20 protein-coding genes are annotated in these 22,414 nt (G+C 42.0%); 11 read left to right on the plus strand and 9 right to left on the minus strand.

From position 1 onward, the window contains the following. Positions 1-3 precede the first annotated feature (3 nt). Positions 4-726 carry a Uma2 family endonuclease gene (locus GJB62_RS09080; RefSeq protein WP_114084370.1) on the minus strand — a complete coding sequence of 241 codons (723 nt, stop codon included), beginning with the start codon at positions 724-726 and terminating at the stop codon, positions 4-6. Between the two features lie 421 nt (positions 727-1,147). On the opposite strand from GJB62_RS09080, the gene GJB62_RS09085 reads away from it, so the two are divergent. Beyond that, entirely contained in the window at positions 1,148-3,748 is a 2,601-nt protein-coding gene (locus GJB62_RS09085) for an ATP-binding protein (RefSeq protein ID WP_114084369.1), read from the plus strand. Positions 3,749-3,768: 20 nt separating this feature from the next. Further along, positions 3,769-4,734, plus strand: coding sequence for a DUF4351 domain-containing protein (locus GJB62_RS09090; protein WP_114084368.1), 966 nt, complete (start codon positions 3,769-3,771; stop codon positions 4,732-4,734). A gap of 168 nt (positions 4,735-4,902) precedes the next feature. Here the strand turns inward: GJB62_RS09090 and GJB62_RS09095 are convergent, their stop codons facing one another. Then, the gene (locus tag GJB62_RS09095; protein ID WP_114084367.1) at positions 4,903-6,480 is read right to left on the minus strand and encodes an NAD(P)H-quinone oxidoreductase subunit 4; all 1,578 of its coding nucleotides are present in this window, start codon (positions 6,478-6,480) and stop codon (positions 4,903-4,905) included. 349 nt (positions 6,481-6,829) lie between these two features. Here GJB62_RS09095 and GJB62_RS09100 point away from each other — a divergent pair, with 349 nt between their 5' ends. Further along, positions 6,830-7,087, plus strand: coding sequence for a hypothetical protein (locus GJB62_RS09100; RefSeq protein WP_114084366.1), 258 nt, complete (start codon positions 6,830-6,832; stop codon positions 7,085-7,087). Between the two features lie 4 nt (positions 7,088-7,091). After that, positions 7,092-7,271: a hypothetical protein gene (locus GJB62_RS09105; RefSeq protein ID WP_209271489.1), complete on the plus strand. Its 180-nt coding sequence runs from the start codon at positions 7,092-7,094 to the stop codon at positions 7,269-7,271. On the opposite strand, the gene GJB62_RS09110 is transcribed toward GJB62_RS09105, so the two are convergent. After that, positions 7,268-8,578, minus strand: a complete 1,311-nt coding sequence (locus GJB62_RS09110; RefSeq protein ID WP_114084365.1) for an IS701 family transposase — start codon at positions 8,576-8,578, stop codon at positions 7,268-7,270. The genes GJB62_RS09105 and GJB62_RS09110 overlap by 4 nt on opposite strands. Positions 8,579-8,882: 304 nt before the next feature. On the opposite strand from GJB62_RS09110, the gene GJB62_RS09115 reads away from it, so the two are divergent. Then, positions 8,883-9,074 carry a hypothetical protein gene (locus GJB62_RS09115; RefSeq protein WP_114084364.1) on the plus strand — a complete coding sequence of 64 codons (192 nt, stop codon included), beginning with the start codon at positions 8,883-8,885 and terminating at the stop codon, positions 9,072-9,074. Positions 9,075-9,244: 170 nt separating this feature from the next. Here the strand turns inward: GJB62_RS09115 and GJB62_RS09120 are convergent, their stop codons facing one another. The 5 genes from GJB62_RS09120 to GJB62_RS09140 all read right to left on the minus strand — a co-directional run bounded on the left by GJB62_RS09120 (position 9,245) and on the right by GJB62_RS09140 (position 13,537). After that, positions 9,245-9,385: a type II toxin-antitoxin system HicA family toxin gene (locus tag GJB62_RS09120; protein WP_114084363.1), complete on the minus strand. Its 141-nt coding sequence runs from the start codon at positions 9,383-9,385 to the stop codon at positions 9,245-9,247. After that, positions 9,382-9,573, minus strand: a complete 192-nt coding sequence (locus tag GJB62_RS09125) for a type II toxin-antitoxin system HicB family antitoxin (protein WP_114084362.1) — start codon at positions 9,571-9,573, stop codon at positions 9,382-9,384. Before GJB62_RS09125 ends, GJB62_RS09120 begins: the two co-directional genes overlap by 4 nt. 117 nt (positions 9,574-9,690) lie before the next feature. Further along, entirely contained in the window at positions 9,691-11,793 is a 2,103-nt protein-coding gene (locus GJB62_RS09130; RefSeq protein WP_114084361.1) for an NAD(P)H-quinone oxidoreductase subunit 5, read from the minus strand. Positions 11,794-12,013: 220 nt separating this feature from the next. Beyond that, complete coding sequence (locus GJB62_RS09135) at positions 12,014-12,400, minus strand: thioredoxin domain-containing protein (protein ID WP_114084360.1); 387 nt, start codon at positions 12,398-12,400, stop codon at positions 12,014-12,016. Positions 12,401-12,814: 414 nt separating this feature from the next. After that, positions 12,815-13,537 carry an NnrU family protein gene (locus GJB62_RS09140; protein ID WP_181852909.1) on the minus strand — a complete coding sequence of 241 codons (723 nt, stop codon included), beginning with the start codon at positions 13,535-13,537 and terminating at the stop codon, positions 12,815-12,817. A gap of 212 nt (positions 13,538-13,749) precedes the next feature. Here GJB62_RS09140 and GJB62_RS09145 point away from each other — a divergent pair, with 212 nt between their 5' ends. The 5 genes from GJB62_RS09145 (at position 13,750) to GJB62_RS09165 (ending at position 20,256) form a co-directional block, all read left to right on the plus strand. Further along, positions 13,750-14,763, plus strand: a complete 1,014-nt coding sequence (locus tag GJB62_RS09145; protein ID WP_114084359.1) for a LysR family transcriptional regulator — start codon at positions 13,750-13,752, stop codon at positions 14,761-14,763. Positions 14,764-15,016: 253 nt separating this feature from the next. Further along, positions 15,017-16,414 (plus strand): serine/threonine-protein kinase, encoded by a 1,398-nt coding sequence (locus GJB62_RS09150; RefSeq protein ID WP_114084358.1) that lies wholly within the window; start codon positions 15,017-15,019, stop codon positions 16,412-16,414. Positions 16,415-16,441: 27 nt separating this feature from the next. Further along, positions 16,442-17,488, plus strand: a complete 1,047-nt coding sequence (locus GJB62_RS09155) for a PstS family phosphate ABC transporter substrate-binding protein (protein WP_114084357.1) — start codon at positions 16,442-16,444, stop codon at positions 17,486-17,488. A gap of 57 nt (positions 17,489-17,545) precedes the next feature. Then, on the plus strand, positions 17,546-18,946 hold the full coding sequence (locus GJB62_RS09160; protein WP_114084356.1) for an ABC transporter substrate-binding protein: 1,401 nt from the start codon (positions 17,546-17,548) through the stop codon (positions 18,944-18,946). 263 nt (positions 18,947-19,209) lie between these two features. Beyond that, positions 19,210-20,256 (plus strand): PstS family phosphate ABC transporter substrate-binding protein, encoded by a 1,047-nt coding sequence (locus GJB62_RS09165; protein WP_114084355.1) that lies wholly within the window; start codon positions 19,210-19,212, stop codon positions 20,254-20,256. 54 nt (positions 20,257-20,310) lie between these two features. On the opposite strand, the gene GJB62_RS09170 is transcribed toward GJB62_RS09165, so the two are convergent. Continuing rightward, positions 20,311-21,030 carry a Crp/Fnr family transcriptional regulator gene (locus GJB62_RS09170; RefSeq protein ID WP_012412419.1) on the minus strand — a complete coding sequence of 240 codons (720 nt, stop codon included), beginning with the start codon at positions 21,028-21,030 and terminating at the stop codon, positions 20,311-20,313. A gap of 524 nt (positions 21,031-21,554) precedes the next feature. On the opposite strand from GJB62_RS09170, the gene GJB62_RS09175 reads away from it, so the two are divergent. After that, a complete protein-coding gene (locus GJB62_RS09175) occupies positions 21,555-22,307 on the plus strand; it encodes a DALR anticodon-binding domain-containing protein (protein WP_309472823.1) in 753 nt (250 codons plus the stop codon). Positions 22,308-22,414: the final 107 nt, after the last annotated feature.

A 22,414-nucleotide genomic window follows, 5' to 3' on the forward strand; every position in this document is an offset into this window, starting at 1 on the left:
AATCTACGACAAACTTTCTGGATCAACACCAAGCGCATTCAACCTTTCAATTAACATTTTCACTTTTTGTTCTGCTTCCACTCGTCGCTCTTCTTCAAAAGCTGCGCGTTCTTCCGCTTCTCTAATGCGTTCTTCTGGTGTCAGCAATTTTTGCCCTTCTTCGTCATACCAATACAACCATTCCCGGACTATACCTTGATAAATTCCCCGTTCTCGCCCAATTCCTAAACCAATTTCTGGTAGCCAAACGGGATTTCCTGACATTAAGATATATTCCCCATCAACTAGGTGATACACCTCCAAAGGTGTCTTTTTCCGGCGAAGGGGACTATACACAACATAGTACAAAATTCCTAATTCTTTGGCATAGAGTTCTTTCTTGCTGCTATGTTCTTCCCGATATATTTGAGAAACAACTTCTAGTGCTAAAATTGGCAGCTTTTTTTCTTCCCACAGCACATAACTTAGGCGTAAATCCTCATCAATTACACGTTTAACTCCTAAGCTGAGAAACCCATCAGGGACAATGGCTGGTTTGTCTGGGTGATAATAAATACCCATATCAACGCCAAAAAACCAATCCCAACGATCGCACCAAACTAAAGCCAGTGTCGTTTTCAGCAAGCTGGGAATTAAATTTTGGACTTCATTATCCACAGGGGTATCATTTGAGTCGGGTAGCTCTTCGGAAGATGGCAAACAATGTAGCGGATTGTAGTTTAACATGAGCGGTTTTGCCAAATCTGATTCTAGATAGATTGTACGTAATCTATTGATGTGCGATCGCAGTGCCAGAATAAAGAACCATTTTTAGCGATGCCGAATAGTCTGTCGTAGCCATAGCTTCTCATTATTTTCAGTATTGAAAAGCAATTGCAAGTGTAATTTTCTAATTAGGTAATTTTTCGGTACTGACTATGAGAGTATCTAACCCACAATAGCAAAAAAGGGTGGAATATTGTTCAACTAGAACATTCCAGAAGTCGCAGAGTATTCAATTTCATGGTGAATTTGGTAGCTGGGCTGATTAGCTATACCTACCAAGAGAAAAAGGCTTTTCTCAACCTTGACTCCGAAAAAATGGCGTAGCTGGAACTTAGCTGATTTTTAGCCCGATTTTTTTCTGAATCGTACTTAAGTATCAGATATGTCACCACAGAGCCATTCACGAATTTTAATCAAACACTTTTTAGCCGTTTTTTTACCATTATCGGCTTTCGTTGGAAGTGTTGTAGGAACTATTTATTACCAACAGGTACAGACTGAGAAAATTGTCTTAAAAACTAATGAACTTGACAAGGTAGATTTACAAACAAAAGTAATTAGCGGAGACTTTCATTCAGTTGTTTCAGATTTGATTGTCATTTCTAGACAAAACGAGCTACAGAAAATTTTAGAAGGAGTAGATGAAGATAAACAGGCACTATCCAGGGAATTCTTATCATTTTCTCAATATAAAAAACTTTACGACCAAATTCGCTTTTTGGATCAATCAGGTAAAGAAGTTGTCAGAGTCAACTTCAAACAGGGTGAACCAGAGATTGTCCCCGAAGAAAAACTGCAAGTGCAAGCCAAGCGCTACTGGTTTAATGACACTTTACGACTGAACCAAGGAGAAGTATTTGTCTCTCCCCTTGACCTGAACATTGAACGAGGTCAGGTTGAACAACCCTTGAAGCCAATGATCCGCTTTGGCACTCCCGTTTTTGATCGTCGTGGACAAAAACGAGGCATTGTAGTGTTAAATTATTTCGGTGCTAAACTGCTGGATAATTTTAATCAAGCTTTCGCTAACGTACCTAGTCAGGGAATGCTGCTGAATGCTGATGGTTATTGGTTAAAAGGGGCTAAATCTGAGGACGAATGGGGATTTATGTTTCCCGGTCGCAAAAACCACACTTTTGGCAAAACTTTTCCCCAAGCATGGCAGCAAATTTCTCAAAAAGAATCGGGACAATTCCAAACTGCTGAGGGAATGTTCACTTTTACCACAGTTTATCCACTTCTTGAAGGACAAAAATCTAGTACAGGGGCAGGACAGGCTTTTGCACCAAGCCAAAATCAAATTGATACCAAATCCTATTATTGGAAGATTGTCTCATGGGTATCGCCAGAGATGTTGATGGCCAAATCAAACCGATTTTTGAGCCAATTGCTACTTCTATATACTGGGTTAGCAGGACTCATTGGTATTGGTTCTTGGCTACTAGCAAAAGCTAGTGTCAATCGTCAGATGGCCCAGCTAGAGTTAAAGCAGTCTGAAGGTGAGTTACGAAAGCTAGTTGAACGGGAAAAAATTCTTAAAACTCGTTTATCTAGTCAGATTCGCAACTCGCTGGATCTAAATACGATTTTGAGTACAGTAGTAGTTGAAGTTCGGGAACTGCTACAGATTGATCGATGCCAGTTTTTTTGGTGTCATCAAGAAGATGAATCTACTAGTTTTGAACTCAGTCAACAAGCTTGCGCTCCCGACTTGCCAGAATCTTTAGGTTGTTCTCCTATCCAGAATGTGGAAGCACTGAGTGAGGCTATTCTGCAAGGGAATTTGCTTTGCTTTGATGACATTGCAACAGATCCCTGGCTTGATTTCAAAAATCGGAATTTACTGGTGACATTGGGTTTTAAGTCTCTCCTAACAGTTTCGGTTCAAACTCAGTCGGGTCGCTTGGGTGTGATTGTCTGCGAACATAGTAGGGCGCTGCGTTCTTGGAGTGATGAAGAGGTGGAACTGATTAGAGGCGTAGCTGACCAGTTAGCGATCGCCATTGACCAAGCCCAATTGTATAATCAAAGCCGCGCTGCGACTGCTGCTGCAACTACTCAAGCAGAACAACTCAACCACGTACTGCACAATCTCAAACAGACCCAAGCTCAACTAATTCAAACTGAAAAAATGTCGAGTTTAGGTCAATTAGTAGCTGGGGTAGCTCACGAAATCAATAACCCAGTTAACTTTATCTACGGTAATCTGACCCATGTAAATGAATATACGCTGGGCTTGTTGGAACTGGTAGAACTTTATCAAAAGTCCTATGCTAATCCAACACATGAAGTACAAGCTTATATAGAAGCGATCGACCTTGACTTTATGGCTGAGGATCTACCTAAAATTCTAACTTCAATGAAAATGGGAGCTAATCGCATTCGTGAAATAGTTCTATCCTTGCGGAATTTTTCTCGACTTGACGAAGCGGATATGAAGCCTGTCAACATTCACGAAGGTATTGATAGCACACTACTGATTTTACAAAATCGCCTCAAACAAACGTCTGGAAATACCGGAATTGAAATAGTAAAAGAATATGGTGATATCCCTTTAGTAGATTGCTATGCTGGACAACTCAATCAGGTATTTATGAATCTCATCAGTAATGCCATTGATGCCCTAGATAGTTATAACAGTCAGCGAACTCTTGAAGACATAGAAGCGAACCCCAGCCAAATTGTAATTCGTACTCAGTTACGCAACCCAGATCGTATAACTATACAAATTGCAGATAATGGTGCTGGCATAACCCCACCAGTTAAGCAACGATTATTTGACCCTTTCTTTACCACAAAACCCGCAGGTAAAGGCACAGGATTAGGATTGGCAATTAGCGCTCAGATTGTCGCAGAAAAACACAATGGAGCTATCTGGTGTATTTCGGAACCAGGACAGGGAGCAGAATTTTGGGTTGAGATTCCGATTTCTCAAAGTACTACACTAGCTACTACAAGTACTGCTACTCTATCCAGAATTTGATGCCACTCTAGGCAAATGACATGACTAATGTTAACGACCGCGCTGATTTTGATAGCCCTTGGAAAGAAATTATAGAAGCTTATTTTCCCCAAGCAATGCATTTCTTTTTTCCAGAAACTTCTGCATTAATTGATTGGGAACGTCCCTATGAATTTCTAGATAAAGAATTCCAACAAATAGCTCGTGAAGCCGAACAAGGTAAAAGATATGCCGATCAATTAGTCAAAGTTTGGCAAATCCAAGGGGAAGAACTTTGGTTATTAGTCCATATTGAAATTCAAGCACAAAAAGAAGATAACTTTAGTAAGCGGATGTTTACCTACAACTTTCGTATATTTGACCGCTTTGATCGCCCAGCAATAAGCCTTGCAATTCTCTGCGATCCAAACCGCGAATGGCGACCAAGTAGTTACAGTTACAATTACCCCAATACTCGCTTAAACTTTGAGTTTGGCAGTATTAAACTTTTGGATTACGAAAATCGCTTTCACGAGTTAGAAAATAGCGATAATCCATTTGCAACCGTTGTCATGGCGCATTTGAAAACACAACAGACACGCTCATCACCAGAACAACGCAAAATATGGAAATTTAGCTTGATTCGTAGGCTCTATGATTTAGGTTTAGAAGAGCAGGATATTCGCAACCTGTATAGATTTATCGATTGGGTTATGATATTACCAAAGGCATTAGAAAATCAGTTTTGGGAAGAGTTTAAACAATTTGAGCAGGAGCGAACTATGAGATATGTAACTACAGGTGAGCGCATTGGCTACGAGCGCGGAAAACAAGAAGGCAAACAAGAAGGTGAACAACAGCTTATTTTAAGGTTACTACAAAGACGAGTGGGAGAATTATCACCAGAATTGCAAGAGCGCATCCAATCTCTTTCTTTAAATCAATTAGAAACCCTTGGCGAAGCTTTGTTAGATTTTACTGGTATGGAAGATTTGCTTAAGTGGTTGCAAACAAATCAATCAGCTTAAAATCTATTTTTATAAAAATTCACTTAACCCTATACAGGATTTTTTAAATCAGTTCAATGATTTATTTTTTACCTTGCCCATAAAAAGTTACGAATGAGTAACAAAAAGGGCAAGTATAAAACCTGCCCTCAAAGCAATCAATATTAAAACTAAACTAGCGATCGCAACTTAATTACCAATTTGGGGCGCACTCAAAGAAACTTTTAGTGTTTCGTCTTTTTGTTGTGCTAATGTCGGCACGGAATCACGCAATCTTGCTGTCAATTGTACAGTTGTCGCGTCATACATTTGAGTCAGCAATTTTGGATAGAAACCAATACCAATAATTGGAATTAACAAACAGGCAATGATAAATACTTCACGAGGTTCGGCATCTATCAAAGCTTGGTGAGAAACTAATTCCTTGTTCTCTTCTCCGTAGAAAATTTCTCGCAACATCGACAACAGATAAATCGGAGTTAAAATCACTCCAACTGCCATCAAGAACACCACGATAACTTTGAAGGTAGAGCTATAAGCATCGCTAGTAGCAAAGCCAACAAACACCATTAATTCTGCCACGAAACCGCTCATCCCTGGCAATGCCAAAGAAGCCATTGAACAGGTGGTGAACATAGCGAAAATTTTCGGCATTCTCTTAGCGACACCGCCCATTTCATCCAACATCAGGGTGTGGGTGCGATCGTAAGTTGCGCCAACCAGGAAGAACAAACTCGCCCCAATTAACCCGTGGGAAACCATTTGTAACACCGCTCCACTCAATCCCAAATCGGTGAAGGAGGCGATACCAATCATCACAAAGCCCATGTGAGAAATTGAGGAGTAGGCAATTTTTCGCTTTAGGTTGCGCTGGGCAAAGGATGTCAAGGCAGCGTAGATGATATTAACTACCCCCAAAACCACCAACACTGGTGCAAAATAAGCGTGGGCATCGGGGAGCATTTGGGCATTCATCCGAATTAAGGCGTAACCGCCCATTTTCAAGAGAATACCTGCTAATAGCATGTGTACGGGCGCTGTTGCTTCACCGTGGGCATCAGGTAGCCAGGTGTGCAAAGGAATAATCGGCAACTTGACGGCGTAGGCAATTAGGAAGCCAGCATAGAGGGCTAGTTGGAAATTCAGGGCGAAATCTTTTAAGGCGATCGCTCTCATGTCGAACGTCACCGTATCGCCGTAAAATCCCATTGTCAGGGCAGACAGCAAAATAAACAGCGAACCGCCAGCAGTGTATAAAATGAATTTGGTCGCTGCATATTGCCGCCTTTTACCTCCCCAAATCGACAGCAGAAAGTATATCGGTACTAGTTCCAGTTCCCACACCAGGAAAAATAACAGCATATCCTGGACGGCGAACACGGCAATCTGACCGCCATACATCGCCAAAATCAAGAAGTAAAATAGCTTGGGCTTGAAGGTGACAGGCCAAGCTGCTAAAATCGCCAGCGTGGTAATGAATCCAGTCAAAATAATTAGGGGCATAGATAAGCCATCTGCCCCTACTGACCAATTCAAACCCATTTGTGGTACCCAGGGGTAACTTTCCACCAACTGCAAATCTGGATTGGAGAAATCATACCCAGTATAAAAAGCATAAACAATTAGTGCAAAATCTATCAGCCCCACTATAAGGGAGTACCAGCGCACTGTTTTGCCTTCTTTATCAGGAATGACGGGAAGAAGTAGCGACGCGGCTATCGGAAACAGAATAATCGTCGTCAGCCACGGAAAATTAGCTATATTCATCACAATTCGTCTGCTATCAAAATCATGTTTGGCAAAAAGTCACTAGTTATTAAGTAACAGCTTTTTGGGGATTTCGTCTTCCTCGTTAGGTTGATTTAATTAAATTGGCAATCCCCCGTTTCTTCTGTTGGGAGTCTCTTTTGACCTTTGGGCGTGCGGAATGTAGGTTGTGATACTCCCAGTCAAGTCAAAAATTTACCCTAAAAAAGTTGGTAAACTAGAATTTAAGCGGTGTGATGTCTACGAAAAGCCGCTTTGCGTCTACGCGTAGCCTACCACATCTCTAAAAATACAAGATGCTGTTTAGTGTTGATTCGGTACAAAAAAGCATCACAGGAGAAATAACACTATGATAATCGCACAAATTGAAAGTCAGATTCGTTATGTGACCAACGTAAATGGAGAAACAACAGATGTACTCGTCCCTGTAGAACTTTGGCAACAGCTTATAAGTTCCATAAATTCTGATAACGTCAGTGGTTTAGCTTGGATTGATGAACAAGAGCCAAAAGCACAAATATTAGCCGATTTGCAAGAGTCTGTGCGACAAGCAGCAGTAGGACAAACTTTGCCAGTTTCAGAGCTTTGGGACGATATCGAAGCCTAGATTTATGCCAGAAGTTCGCTTTACACCTCCCTTTAAGCGCCGTCTCAAAACTCTGACTAAACGTTATCGCCAAATTCAAATTGACATTCAACCCATTATCGATCAGCTAGAGGCTGGGAATTTTATCGGCGATCAAATCTCTGGGATAGACTTGACTGTTTTTAACCCTGTTTTGTCACTCTAGGCAGAGGAAAAGTAGAAATCAGGGTGAGTTAGGGAAATAAAAATTGAACTAGTTAGGTTATAAACAATAGATTGAAGTTTAGAAAAGCCCAAAGACAATTGGGGAATAGGAAAAACTGTTAACCAGGGAAAGATTAGGTTAAATAAAGTAAAAGGTTGAATTGTCAAACGGAGATTGTTAAGAATATTCTTCCAACCTTTACCATCATCCCACCAGGGGTGTGAAGCTAGCTTTGATGGAGATTTTGGTACAGAAGACTGCATTTGTTCAGAGTGGAGGCTAACCATTAAATAGCTGCTACAAACAATCTCCCACCAGCGTTCAATATCAGGGTAGTGAGTTAGCCGATAATCTGCCCAACCTAATTCATTCTTACTTTGCTTCAACCCATACTCAACCCAAGTTCTTAAACCATAAAAGTTTCCCACATCTCTTGGTGTAAGGTCTGGGTATCTACTCATCACATACCAAGTAGTGTTACCAGGTAATTTCTCTCGATCTGTAGTAATCTGCCAGTACCTATTTTCGCTACGTTTACCATGAATTATTTCTCTGATAAACCTATTTTCACTGCTCAGATCAGAAAATACTCGTTTAAATTTATGCCACTTCAAATATTGAGTGTGTTGTCTTGGAAGTAGCTTTACAGAATGGTTTGAGCGAATCGCTACTATATAGTTTTTCTTGAATTCATCTAATACAGCTATGAAGTTCTTACCACTTTCACCATATAAACTATCTGCCAGTACTAAGTTAAAGTTAAAACCCATTGATTCTAGCTTTCTCATCAGTATTGCCGCTATTTCAGGTTTAGTGCGATACTTATCCCCTGGCTTTAACCTTTCACGAGGCTTATATACTTCAAACAGTAGTGGAAAAGTCATCCCGCAAAATACACCATACGCTGTCACTGCCACAATTCCATTCTCTACTTTCCCCAAGTTTCCTATATACTGCCGTTTCACATAATCTGTCTTATTCCCTTTCTTCTTATCTCCTGTCTCATCAATAATTAGAATGATTGGTCTGCCTTTTAGCACTTGTAAAATTAGCTCTAATCGCAAAATTCTTAACTTTTCTATATCCCAAGGTGATGATGTTAAAAAATGATGCAACCCTTGCTGGTTATCTAATCCTACAATTTTTGCTATTTCTGGCAATGTTTTACGTTTTAGATCAGAAACGCAGCCTACATGGAGATATTTAAAAGCCTCGAAACTCCTAACATCTGAAAACAGGCTTTTATACCACTGGCAATATTCGTCCACAAATTTGACTGTTGGTGCGGCTGGACGGGGCTGTACCATACTCTGTGTCTTGGTTCTAGCAGTTGTACCTTATTATACTACTGCTAGAGTGACAAAACAGGGTTAAAGTTAGAGCAAAAAACAGTGATATCCCGACGGGCAAAAGTGGTGGATATAGGGTGATTTATCAGGTTATCTCACCTGAATGCGTCTTACTTCTACTCATCTATGCAAAATCTGATCAGGCGGATGTGAGCTTAGAAGAGATTGAAGATGCAATTAAAAAGACATAGCCATACATAGATAAAGCGCGATCGCATATCATTTATCTACTGTGTAGTCTGTCTCCCATAGCAATAACTTCATGCCTTTCTCCAATTTCACTCATCTTTACCAACTGACTGTAGTTATTACCCAATCTCACACCATCGCCCGTTTTGCTAACCGCCAAGATGCAGACGACCATTTAAGATTTTTGCGTCAAACTATTCCCAACGGAGGTTTTGATCTTTTTTTTGAACCACCAGATGATATAAAAGAAAACTTTAATATTTAATTGCTGATTATCAGCCAAAGTTTGATTTTCAAGTCAGGAGGGAAGAGGATTTTACTTGTTTCTTCCATTCATAGGAGTTACGCACCGCCCGTCGGACGCTTTCAAAGATCGGCTATAACTTAGTGTTAGCCAGCTTCATCACTAAGCATCTTAATAATATGTTTTGCAGGTTACTCTTTGATTTCTCTATGTCTGGGAACAGCTTGAGAAATTTTTGTGATTGGATTTTGATACCAATCATGTTTGCCACCATGACGAACGAAGATACAACCCATTTCTTCAAGCTTACTGATTAAATCTCTTCGTTTCATGAAACTTCAAGTTCTGCAACTCTACGAATATTTTGGATATTTCCATTTGTTAATTCACTGTAAATATCGAGTAGATTTTCTTTTAGCTTCTCTTCGGTTTCACCTTGAGTCCAATAGTCAGGATATTCTTCCAGATAACCTAACCACATATCATCATCTTGCCAATAAATGTATTTCTTCTTTGTCATGTGCCTATTCGCTGCCTTTTTCTAAACTATCGAATTACTGAACTATCCGCCAAAAAAAGAGTCTAATTTAGACTCTTAAAAAACTTAGGGGCGGACAGTCGCCCACCCCTATGAAAATCAGGTGACACCAAAGACAATCACTAAGCCCAAAACTGCCCCAAACACAATCAAGGCATAGAATTGAGCGCGACCGTTTTCTAGGTACTTCAGACCTTCACCGCTAACAAGGGTGAAAAAGCCTGTGAGGTTAACAGCACCATCGACAACGCGGAAGTCAACTTCCATAACTTGTCTAGCTAGGCGACGCAAGCCGAGGACAAAAACCCGATGGTAAATGTCATCAAAGTACCACTTGTTGAGGGATAAATCGTAAAGTGGTTTGATTTGAGCAGCGATCGCAGCCGGGTCAATTTTACGGCGCAAATACATCAGCGAAGCCAGGGTAATCGCAATCAAAGAAATTCCGACTGAAGCACCCGCCATGATGTAGAATTCCGTCGGATTGAACTCGGCAGCCTTTTCTATAACTTCGGAGAGGGTTTCACTAGGAGGAAAGATAAACTCTTCAAAATAATTGGCGTAGGGAGTTCCCACCAAACCAATCAAAATCGAAGGCACAGCCAATAGTGCCAACGGCAGCGTCATTGTCCACGGCGATTCGTGGGGGGAATCGCTATGATGCCCGTGGGAGTCATGAGAATCATGATGCTGACTAGTTGCCGCCAATTCTCCTTTCTTCATCGCCCCAGGCCCAAAATTCGGGACTGGTTCTTCTGACTCTAATTCCAGGACAATTGTCGCCGCAGCTTTCTTGAGTTTTTCCTTGATTTTCTCGTCATTACCCCGGAATTTGCCTTCAAATGTCGAGAAATACATTCTAAACATATAGAAAGCCGTAATCCCGGCAGTTAGCCAGCCAATCAACCAGAGGAATGGATTAGCCTCAAAAGCTTTCCCTAGAATTTCATCTTTTGACCAGAAACCAGCAAAAGGCGGAATACCAGAAATTGCCAAGCAACCAATCAAAAAGGTAATTGAGGTGATGGGCATATATTTCCGCAGTCCACCCATCAGCCGCATATCTTGCGCTAAGGCCGGGTCGTGACCGACGACACCTTCCATACCATGAATTACTGAACCTGAACCCAAGAACAGCATCGCCTTAAAATAGGCGTGGGTCATTAGGTGGAATAATCCAGCACTGTAGGAACCTATTCCCATTGCCATCACCATGTAACCAAGTTGGGAAATGGTGGAATAAGCCAAGCCCTTTTTGATGTCGTTTTGGGTAATGGCAATGGTTGCCCCCAAAAACGCCGTAAACGCCCCAGTATAAGCAATGACGTTCATTGCGGCTGGAACGTGTTCAAATACTGGGTACATCCGGGCAATGAGGAAAACACCAGCCGCCACCATTGTTGCCGCGTGAATCAAGGCAGAAATGGGGGTGGGGCCTTCCATTGCATCTGGCAACCAGACATGGAGTGGGAATTGGGCTGATTTCGCAACTGGGCCTAAGAAAACTAAAATCGCCAACAGGACAGCGAGGAAGTTGCTGATCGAACCTGATTCTACGAGTTGAGCGAGGCGATCGCCCATGATATTAAAATCAAAGCTTCCTGTTGCCCAGAACAGCCCCAGAATGCCGAGTAAGAGACCGAAGTCACCGACGCGGTTGGTAACAAACGCTTTTTGAGCGGCATCGGCTGCTGACTTGCGATCGTACCAAAAGCCGACCAGCAAGTAGGAACACATCCCCACAAGTTCCCAGAATATATAAATCTGTACTAGGTTGGGGCTGATCACCAGACCTAACATTGAGGAGCCAAACAAACTGAGATAGGCGTAAAACCTCACGTAGCCGGGATCGTGAGCCATGTAGCCATCGGTGTAAACCATGACTAAGCAGGCTACTGTTGTGACAATCACCAGCATTAGGGCTGTCAGGTGGTCAATAGTGTAGCCCATGCTCAGGTGAAAATTACCTGCTGCCGCCCACTCAAAGGTGCGGAGATAAGGCGCGTGTCCTTGAATTTGACTCCATAACAAGGCAAACGACAGCCCCATAGCTGCTGCCATCATGGAGATAATCACCACAGCGTTAAGCTGCCGTAGGCGGTTTGTCACCTGATTCAACGAGATTAACCCTAGACCGACCAGCATTGCCCCAAAAAGAGGGAACACCGGAATCAGCCAGGCATACTGATAGATTACTTCCATCACTGACGCCTACTTTTAGAATTCTTGATTTAGCGTGTCGAAACTGTTAATAATTGTGACACACACCCTTTAGGATAAAATAACCCACCCAAGACTGATTGGGTGGGGTGTTAAGCATGGTTTTAGATTTGGTCATTAGTCATTAGTCATTAGTCATTGGTCATTAGTCATTTGTCCAATGCCCCATTCCCCATGCTCCATGCCCTATTCCCAATATTCATCAAGCTGACCGACACTCTAAGTCCACTGTTTTTGGACTCTTGTAGATTTTCGTGTAATTGCTATAGCTGGCTTTAATGTCTTCTAAAGCTAGACGTAAATCTTCTCTGCCGCGAAAGCCTTCCAACCGATGGCGAACAGTGCCATTTTGAATCAGTAGTAAAGTTGGCAGTGACTTTAGCTTATAAGTAGTAGACAATTTAAAATTTTGATCGGCGTTAACCCCAACTAATTTAATTTCGTCCCCACATTGGGCTTGAAATTGCAACAACAGTGGGTGTATAATCCGACACAAACCACACCAGGGTGCTTCAAAGTTAACTAAAACAGGAATAGGTGATTCTAAAACTTCTTGAGTAAATGTCCGTTCACTAACCGACAACACCATGACGCCTCTTGGATTATAAGGTTTTTATATCAAACTACCTATCAATACTGAAGTGAAGGATTGGTAAGTCAGTAACTGCCGATAGATGCTTTCAGGAACCAAATCTCAGGACACAGAATAATTGGGCAAAAATTCAACGTGTTGATGTGTCTCTGACGTAAAAAGCCACTGCGACTCTCACTGTGGCTTTTTCGGATGTTAGACTCCTGATTGCTTTGTCCGCCTGGGATTTGCCTGAATCTGCTACTGACTCCCAAGGAAAGACAACGGGTCTTCAACTACCAATATAAAATCTTAAGCCGACTAAACGCACCCCCACTGATAGATGTTTGAATTTATCCTACATTGATTCGGAGCAATTGATAAGCGGAAATTCCAATCTATTTGGGATTTTCTGCTGACACTGGGGATCGCTTAAATTTCCCATCTTATTCTACCAGTTGCTTCCATCAACAGAGGGTGCGACCACCAAAGCAAAGCGATAAAAATAGCAACTCCCAAATAGGAAGGGCGGAGAAATTCCTGCCATAAGATAGATTGACGACCGTCAATAATTGCCTTAAAGGGAATAATTGAAGTCCGTTGTTTGGCAATTTCAAAGGCTTCCCCATAGCGATCGCTCAAACGGCGATCCCCGTGCCAAACTCCAAACAAGTGATGCAACACCAATCCAATGGAAGTCACAAGGGTAAAGGTAGTACCTAGCCACAGAGTATGGGCAACACACCAGATTATTTGTCCCACCATCTGGGGATGACGGGTAATTCGAATAATTCCTGTTTCGTAGAGATGAACTTGGGGCTTTTGAATGGCAGCAATTTCTAGTAGATTGAAGGTAGCAGGATATAAAAACAAAAACGAGATTGCTGACAGCAGCCAAACAAATTCTCGTACTCCTGGCACTCCTTGTACCTGCCAAAGTTGCAAACCATCATAGCGGTGCCCAAAAAAGTAAATAATTAATATCACAGCCAACGGTAGGCTGACTAATGCAAAAAAAATGCGATAAAGCCTTGGGCCAATATATTTTTCTGCCCAAGGACGCAAAGCAGCGCCTCCACTGTGAGCGATCGCAAAAACTATTTGTAACCCCAGTATGACAAAATGACTGGGTGTCAACCAAGAAATCAGCAGCATATAGACGGGTGAAGTAATTTAAAGAAAATTGAATTCAGTACAACCAATACCACAAAGTATTCCAAAGGAGACTTTAGTCAAGATGTTGTGCTACTGTCCTTTTCGAGTCAAGTCTTCAAGTTTAATATGCAACAAATCAGACGCGGCTGATTGCTGCCAAAGTTTATTTGTTGTGTGCATCCGCTCCTTTCAATGTTTGTGGGTTGAGCCTTATGTCTGACCTTCCTTTCACTTTAGATCAGTTACGGATTTTAAAAGCGATCGCACAAGAAGGAAGCTTCAAGCGTGCCGCCGATAGTCTTTATGTCTCCCAGCCTGCCGTCAGCTTACAAGTCCAAAATCTTGAACGGCAGCTAGATGTTCCTTTATTCGACCGTGGAGGACGACGTGCCCAATTAACTGAAGCAGGACATCTACTCCTAAATTACGGTGAAAAAATCCTCAGTCTGTGTCAAGAAACCTGCCGCGCCATTGAGGATTTACAAAATCTCCAAGGCGGTACGTTAATTGTCGGTGCTTCTCAAACCACCGGCACTTATCTTTTGCCTAGAATGATCGGCATGTTCCGACAAAAATATCCAGATGTGGCAGTGCAATTACACGTCCACTCTACCCGGCGGACTGCTTGGAGTGTTGCTAATGGACAAGTTGATCTGGCAATAATCGGCGGTGAAATTCCTGGTGAACTATCAGAATCTTTGGAAGTTCTTTCTTACGCAGAAGATGAACTAGCGCTGATTTTACCTGTCTTTCACCCCTTTGCTAAACTTGAAACAATCCAAAAAGAAGACCTATATAAATTACAATTCATTGCCCTAGATTCCCAATCGACCATCCGCAAAGTGATTGACCAAGTGCTAGGACGCTGTGAAATTGATACCAGACGTTTTAAGGTTGAAATGGAACTAAATTCCATTGAAGCAATTAAGAATGCCGTGCAATCTGGTTTAGGGGCTGCTTTTGTTTCAACAAGTGCGATCGCTAAAGAGTTACAAATGGGTGTTCTGCACCGTACCCCTATTGAAGGGGTAGTCGTCAAACGGACGCTATGGTTGATTTTTAATCCCAATCGCTATAGATCCAAGGCCGCAGAAGCCTTTAGTCAAGAAATTTTGCCCCAGTTTGCTAACCCTGGATGGAGTCAAGATGTGTTAAAATTTACACAAAAAAACATCGTGGTAACTACATTGGATATAGCAATACCCGCCTCATCTGGCGAAGACTAAAATCTGGTAACACAATTTTGGATTTTAAATTTAAGATTTTGGATTGACCCCATAGGAAAAGTGGAGCTTGAGATCATGAAATTATTTGATTCATCTCCACGAATTAATTCAAGGGTATAAAGCCAATATTTTAGATTTTGGATGGGAAATTTTTCCTTAACTCCAAAATCTAAAATCTAAAATCTAAAATTAGTTAAGGTTATTAGTCCTTTGTTTTTTGTAAATTACCAATGACTAATGACTAATCACGAAAATGGAAGTTTACTGTACTCGTCCACGTTGTCCACGCCCACAAAACTATTTTGCTGATTTAGATGATATTACAACCCTGAAAACAACGCAGCAAAAATACTGTACTACGTGTGGTATGCCACTGCTGTTAGATGGTCGATATGTACCCACGAAGTTGCTGGGAAGGGGTGGATTTGGAGCAGCATTTTTGGCACGCGATCGCCGCATCCCAGGAATGCGTCAATGCGTGGTTAAGCAGTTTCAACCAGTGGGTAATTTAACCTCAACTCAACTGCAACAAGCACAGATAATGTTTGAGAGAGAGGCAGACGTTCTAGCACAACTTGGTAACGATCACGAACAAATTCCTGACCTGTTTGCCTTCTTCCCAGTGATAGTTAATAGTTCGCAATCAGGACAGGAAGACCAATTTTTTTACTTAGTACAAGAATATATTGATGGGCAAAATTTAGAAGAAGAATTAGTTCAACAGGGCAAATTTTCTGAACACCAAGTCTTAGAGGTGCTGCAAGAAATCCTGAAGGTGCTAAAGTTTGTCCACGAGCGAGGCATTATCCACAGAGATATTAAACCTTCTAACATCATGCGCCGTCGTGATGGGAAACTTTTCCTCTTAGATTTTGGCGCAGTTAAGCAAGTAACAAATGTTGCACTAGGAGCTGCTTCTTCCACAGGAATTTATTCTATGGGATTTGCACCACCTGAACAGATGGCTGGGGGGCAAGTATTCCCATGTACAGACTTATACGCTTTAGCTGTAACTATTATTACCTTATTAACAAATCAAGAAGCAATTCAACTATTTGATGCCTATAGCAACCAGTGGAAATGGCGCGAGCAAGTAAATGTCAATCCTCGCCTTGCTGACATTTTAGATAAGATGCTGTTACCTGCTGCTAATCAGCGCTTTCAATCGGCGCAGGAAGTTCTAGATGCGCTTTATTCACAGCCTCTAGCCCCTACACAACTTAATACGCCTTCTGTAACACTTCCACCACAATCACCTAAAAGTTCTAATCCCGTCGTCTCCCAGCCTTCACCAACTCAACCAGCGTTTTCTACAGTGGAATTGTTGGGTGGAGCGGCATTTAGTGGATTTGAGGGGGCATTGATAGCGATCGCCCTCTTCAGTCTAGTACAATCACCAATAGTTACTTTAAGCGTTGCATGTGTAATTTTGGGGATACTGGTATTTGCCCAAACCAGACGCTGGATTGAAAAGTTCGATTTATTAATTATTCCGACAATTACTTTTGCGATTATTTTTTTTATTCCCTTTTTACAAGGGGGTATTGGCATTCAGGCAGTGGTCATTTTATCAGTTGCAGCAGCATTGGTAGCCATTTCACTGACAGCCATATTTCGGCTTATTTACAAATTATTATCTCTCATCCTTTAAAAAGCTTTTGGTGCTAATAGTCACATAATGTCTCAGAAAAACGAAACACTTAGTCTTTTCTTAGCTGCTGTTATCACCATTGGCTTAATCTTTAGTGGCTTATGGTTTTTTATGGAACGGTGGGCACAGCTAAATGGAACTGCTGCTAAATCTTCGGGGACTAACAACACAGATAATCCGATAAACCAGTTTATCAGTAGTAAATGTAACGTGCCCAACCTCTTAGAAGGGACATTCAACTATGGTGGTAGCACAACTTGGGCACCCATTCGTAAAGACGTAGACTCCGTACTAGAAAGCCAGTGCCCTCGGTTTATTTTACGTTACACTCAACCTCCATCAGGTAATGCAGGATCTGGAACTGGTATTCGGATGTTGATAGACAATCAACTAGCTTTTTCTCAATCTTCTCGTTCAGTAAAGGCTGAAGAAAATGCCGAAGCTCAACAAAAAGGATTTAGTTTGAAAGAAATTCCAGTGGCGATTGATGGAATTGTGATCGCTGTCAACCACGATCTCAACATCCCTGGTTTAACTGTGGCTCAACTCAAAGACATCTACACGGGCAAAATTACTAATTGGCAACAGGTAGGTGGGCCAAATTTACCCATTAAAGTTTACTCTCGTAATGAAGAAACTGGGGGTACAGTAGAATTCTTTGTCGAAAATGTTCTAAATAAAGAAAAGTTTGGTGCCAATGTTAATTACGTTGACACGACCACTGAGGCAGTACGAAAAGTAGCTGCAAATCCTGGGGGAATTTACTATGCTTCTGCCCCAGAGGTTGTACCTCAGTGTATTATTAAATCCATACCACTGGGACGCACAAGCAGTCAATTAGTGCCTCCTTACCAACAACCGTTTGTACCTCCATCTCAATGTCCCAGTAAACGTAATCAATTGAATAGTCAGGCATTTCGTAGTGGAGACTATGCAATTACTCGCAATTTATTTGTAATTATTAAACAGAATGGCCAAGCAGATCAGCAAGCTGGCGAAGCTTATGCAAACTGGCTGTTGACACCTCAGAGTCAAGACCTGATCGAAAAGGCTGGATTTGTCAGAATTAAATGATCAAATGAGTTAGATTTAGCCAAATAATAAACATTTTTATTTTATTAAAATTTGTTCATGTCACAAAAGAATGAAACCGCAGTTTTAGCCTTGGCTCTGTTGCTGACAGTTGGAATAGTTGGCGGAGGTGTGTGGTGGTTTACTAATGGCTCTGGAGCCAAAATAAGTAATACCATCATTCCAGGTTCAGAAGCAGGCAAAAATCCATCCCTACAAGATCGGATTAGTTTTGGAGACAAAACTTTGACTCCAGGTGCGGTTTCTGCTGCAAAAAAAGAAGGAATCCAGGCGATCGCTGCTAAAAGTTATGATAAAGCGATCGCTAATTTCACAGATTCCCTAAAACTCAACCGTAACGATCCAGAAGCACTGATCTTTCTTAATAACGCCCGCATTGGCTCTTCCAAGAGTTACACCATTGTGGCTTCCGTAGCAATAGGCACTGACCCCAATGCGTCTTTAGAAATTTTACGTGGCATCGCTCAAGCCCAAAATGAAATTAATACCTCTGGGGGAGCTAAAGGAGTACTGTTGAGGGTAGGTATAGCTAACGACGACGACAATCCAGAAATAGCAAAGCAAATCGCTTCTAGCCTAGTCAGCAATTCAGAAGTATTAGGTGTAGTTGGGCCCATCACTAGCGATTCTACTTTAGCCGCAGGTACTATTTATACTTCTGGACAACTTGTAGCTATTTCCCCTACCAGTACATCTGTCAAAATTTCTAACTTTAGCCGCTACGTTTTTCGCACAGTTCCCAGTGATTTTATGGCTGCGAGAAGTTTAGCCAACTATATGGTGAGAACTTTGCAGAAAAAAAATGCAGTGGTTTTCTTTAATTCTCAGAGTAACTATAGCCAGTCTTTAAAGTCTGAATTTGTTTCATCTGTTTCTTTAGAAGGTGGACAAGTATCCAGCGAATTTGACTTATCCAAGGCAGATTTTAGTGCGGCTAAAAGTATAGAAGAAGCAACTAAACAAGGTGCAGAAGTGCTGATGTTAGCTGCTAATACAGCAACTCTCGATAAAGCGCTGCAAGTAATTCAGATTAATCAGAAACGGTTAACTCTGCTGGCAGGAGATGATGTTTATACCGCCAAAACTTTAGAGATTGGTAGAGAACAAGCTGTGGGGATGGTAGTAGCAGTTCCCTGGCATATTGATGGCGATCGCAAGTCAGATTTCCCCCAGAAATCTCGGCAGCTATGGGGTGGTGATGTGAGTTGGCGAAGCGCTCTCAGCTATGATGCTACTGTGGCTTTGATTACGGCATTAAAACGCAATCCCACACGTTTTGGAGTTCAACAAGCCCTGGCATCCTCTGACTTCTCTGCCACCGGCGCTTCTGGTACAATTCGGTTTTTAGCATCAGGCGATCGCAATGCGCCAGTCCAACTTGTAAAAATTGTTCCTGGTTCTCGCTCTCGCACAGGTTATGACTTTGAGCCAGTGCGTTAATCAGCAATAAAAAATTAAAAATTAACCAATAGTTAACCTAAAAAAGCTCTCAAGATGAGAAATTGAGCTTTATGGGGAAAAATTCTAATATCAACTAACAAATAATTCAAAGGAAATTTACTATATCTAGAACCCTAAATAATTCAGAAGTTAGGATTTGTCAGAATTCACTAACAAAATACCCGTCCTCCAAATACAATCTCAAGTAGCAAGCACCTATTAAGTTAAGCACTTATATTGAATGGACGTGCGGGTAATTTACTATGTCTCAAAAAAATGAAACAACTATTCTTGTTTTATCCATCCTAATCACAGCCGGGTTAATAGCTGGCGGTTTTTGGTGGTTTAGTAGAAAGTCTGGTGTTGACCTAAATGCAATTAATTCTGGTAGCACCAAAACGCCCCAAACTGGCTCAGAACAACCTAGTGGCAATACTTTCACTTCAGTAAAGGATGTTCCTACAGGATTATTCAATTATGGAGGCAGTACATCTTGGGCACCGATTCGCTTGGTAGTTGATTCACCAATTCAAGCGGCGCGACCAGAATTTCGGCTGCGTTATGTAGAACCCAGTAATGCATCTCCTGGTACTGGTACTGGCATCCAGTCACTGATAGACGGTCAACTAGCCTTTGCCCAGTCTTCCCGACCAGTTCTCGATCAGGAATTAAGCCGCGCCCAGCAGCGTGGATTCAGTTTGAAACAAATTCCTGTAGCTATCGATGGTTTAGCAGTCGCAGTTAATCCCAACCTCAAAATCTCAGGACTGACTGTAGACCAATTAAAGTCAATTTACACAGGCAAAATCAATAATTGGAGCCAGGTGGGTGGCCCCAATATTCCGATTAAGCCCTATTCTCGCCGCATTGCTGATGGCGGTACTGTAGAACTTTTTGTCCAAGACATCTTGGGTGGTCAAGCTTTTAGCCCCAATGTGGAATTTATCTCCACAACCACCCAAGCCTTGCAAAAATTGGCTGGTAGTTCTGGTGGTATCTACTACGCTTCTGCCCCAGAGGTGATTCCTCAATGTTCAATCAAACCCTTACCGTTGGGGCGAACACAAGGGCAATATATTGCTCCTTACCAAGAAACATTTGTCCTCCCGTCTGAATGTCCTGGTAAACGGAACAAATTGAATATTGAGGCTTTCCAATCAGGAAAATACCCGATTACCCGCAATCTGTTTGTGGTGGTCAAACAGAATGGTCAGACTGAGCAGCAAGCAGGTGTCGCTTACGCCAACTTACTGCTGACTGAGCAGGGACAGGAACTGATTACCCAAGCTGGATTTGTCAAAATTCGCTGACACCTGGGATTACACTCAGGCAGAGTGGCGGAAATCGCCGCTCTGAACTCTGCTTTAACCAGCTCTATTAATCGATTCTGCTGGCAAACAAATTAAATTATCCCCTTGGGTGAGGATTAAGCCGCGTTGACGCAGCTTACCCATCAAGCGGGTCACGGTGACACGGGTCGAACCAATCGCGCTACCAATTTGGGCATGGGTGAGGGGGAAAGGCAGACAATAGCCGCGAATCACATCAGGATCGGTGTCGCTCATTGCTGGCTCTCCATATTCCTCAATTAACAATGTGAGAAATCCTAAGAGTCGATCAATTGTACGGCGTTGTCCCAAGGCACTCAGCCACAGCAGCTTACGCTGGTGCTGATACCTAAAGGCATCCATAACTTCACGACGGAAGTGAGGCCAGTTGTCTAGGTCATGCCAGTACATCCACAGCACCGCAGTTTGGTCAACATGGGCGTAAGCCTGGAGTGTAAATGGCGACTGAGCAACAATTTCAAATGGCTGTCCCGCTCCCACAAAACCCAAGAACGCTTCTTCTGGGGTTCTGTTGATTCGTCGAGACGTTAGCTGACTAGCTGTTGCACTAACTTGGGCGGTTCCTACCATGCGGATCGCACCCCTTTGCACCAAATATAGCAATCCAGGCCGGGCTGGAATGCGCTCATCTTTGCTAAAGGTACGGCATCGATAGTGTTCTTGAGCCCAGTCAAGAATTCGTTGCCAAGTTAAAAAAGGCCGTGATGCCTCAGAAAAGGAGGATGGAGATTGCATAGGTAACAAAGAGCGTTCGGCTGAAGACAAAGACGTGATCAAAAGGTGCAAGGAGTGTCTTTGTGTTGACGAGGCAGGCTTAACGCCTAACAGCGCCAGCCAATCCAAAGAATAGAAAGCAAATTACTCTCTACTCTTTTGTTATACTTCCTACTGTACAATGATGGTAGTAAAGTTTACTTACTATTCATCGATTATTCATCAAATTTTATCCTCTTCTCATTTTTCTTCATCTAAATTAAATTTATACCGCAAGATAGATGACAGAAAAGTAACAAATATATCTTACATGGCTGTTTAAATAATATTACGTGCATTATAAATTACCAGTTAGCAAATACAAGTCAATCAAGCAGTTATTGTACAGTTATTTAATAAAATCACTAAGCATTGATACTTATAACGCAGAAAATGACTGCATAAAAGATAAAAAAACTCCTCTACATAAAGATAGAGATGTAAATAGAGTTTTATATACCTCAAGTGTGTCTCTGCAACTGTCAAAATCTCAGAATCGAAAAGCTATGGAGCTTGCTAGTGCGATCGCATCTAATTTATCAAGGACTTGTGGTGACGTTTTTACCATCCAAATTGTTCCCCCTGGCTGGATACATTTTGAATTGACTCACTCGACCTTAGCGACTTGGTTACAAAGTCTCGTAGTCGGGAGTTTGGGGGGCAGGGAGCAGGGGGCAGGGAGCAGGGGAGCAGGGGACAAGGGGACAAGAAGTGAGAACTTGAAACAAGTCTTTCCCCTTGTCTCCAATTCTCCTTGTCCCCAAGTCCTCTTCCCAATTCCCAATTCCCAATGCCCAATCCCCAATTCAATATTTGCTGTTCAGCACGCCCATGCACGTTGCTGTTCGCTGGTATTGCTGGCTCACCGAGAGGGATTGATTAAACTTAAACAACCTGTTACAAATACTAGTCAAGGTTTTTGGGATGTTATTTCTCCTAACCCTCTACCTTGGCTCAACTGTGATCAAACATTACGACTAAATCATCCAGGTGAGCGTCGTTTAATTGCCGAGTTAATACAAGTAGTAGACAACATAGAGTCCCCTGATATTAAGGGTTCTGTGAAATGGGAAAAATTAGCGCTGAATTTGAGTCAAGCTTTTGAACACTTCTGGTCTAATTGCCGGATTTGGGGTGAGGTGAAAGTTACATTACCAGAGTTAGCACAAGCCAGACTCGGATTACTTATGGCTACTCAGTCAGTATTAAGATATGTACTAGAGGAAAAGTTGGGTGTTTTTGCGCCCTTGGAGTTATAAATCGGTAATGTCGCTTAGGCACAAATAAAAACTTTTATAATAGCTATTGACTCAATGCATCACCTCGGCTACATTAGCAGGTGTGTGAGGAGCGAACCAGCTAGGGC

This window comes from Nostoc sp. ATCC 53789 (assembly GCF_009873495.1).
GTDB lineage: Bacteria > Cyanobacteriota > Cyanobacteriia > Cyanobacteriales > Nostocaceae > Nostoc > Nostoc muscorum_A.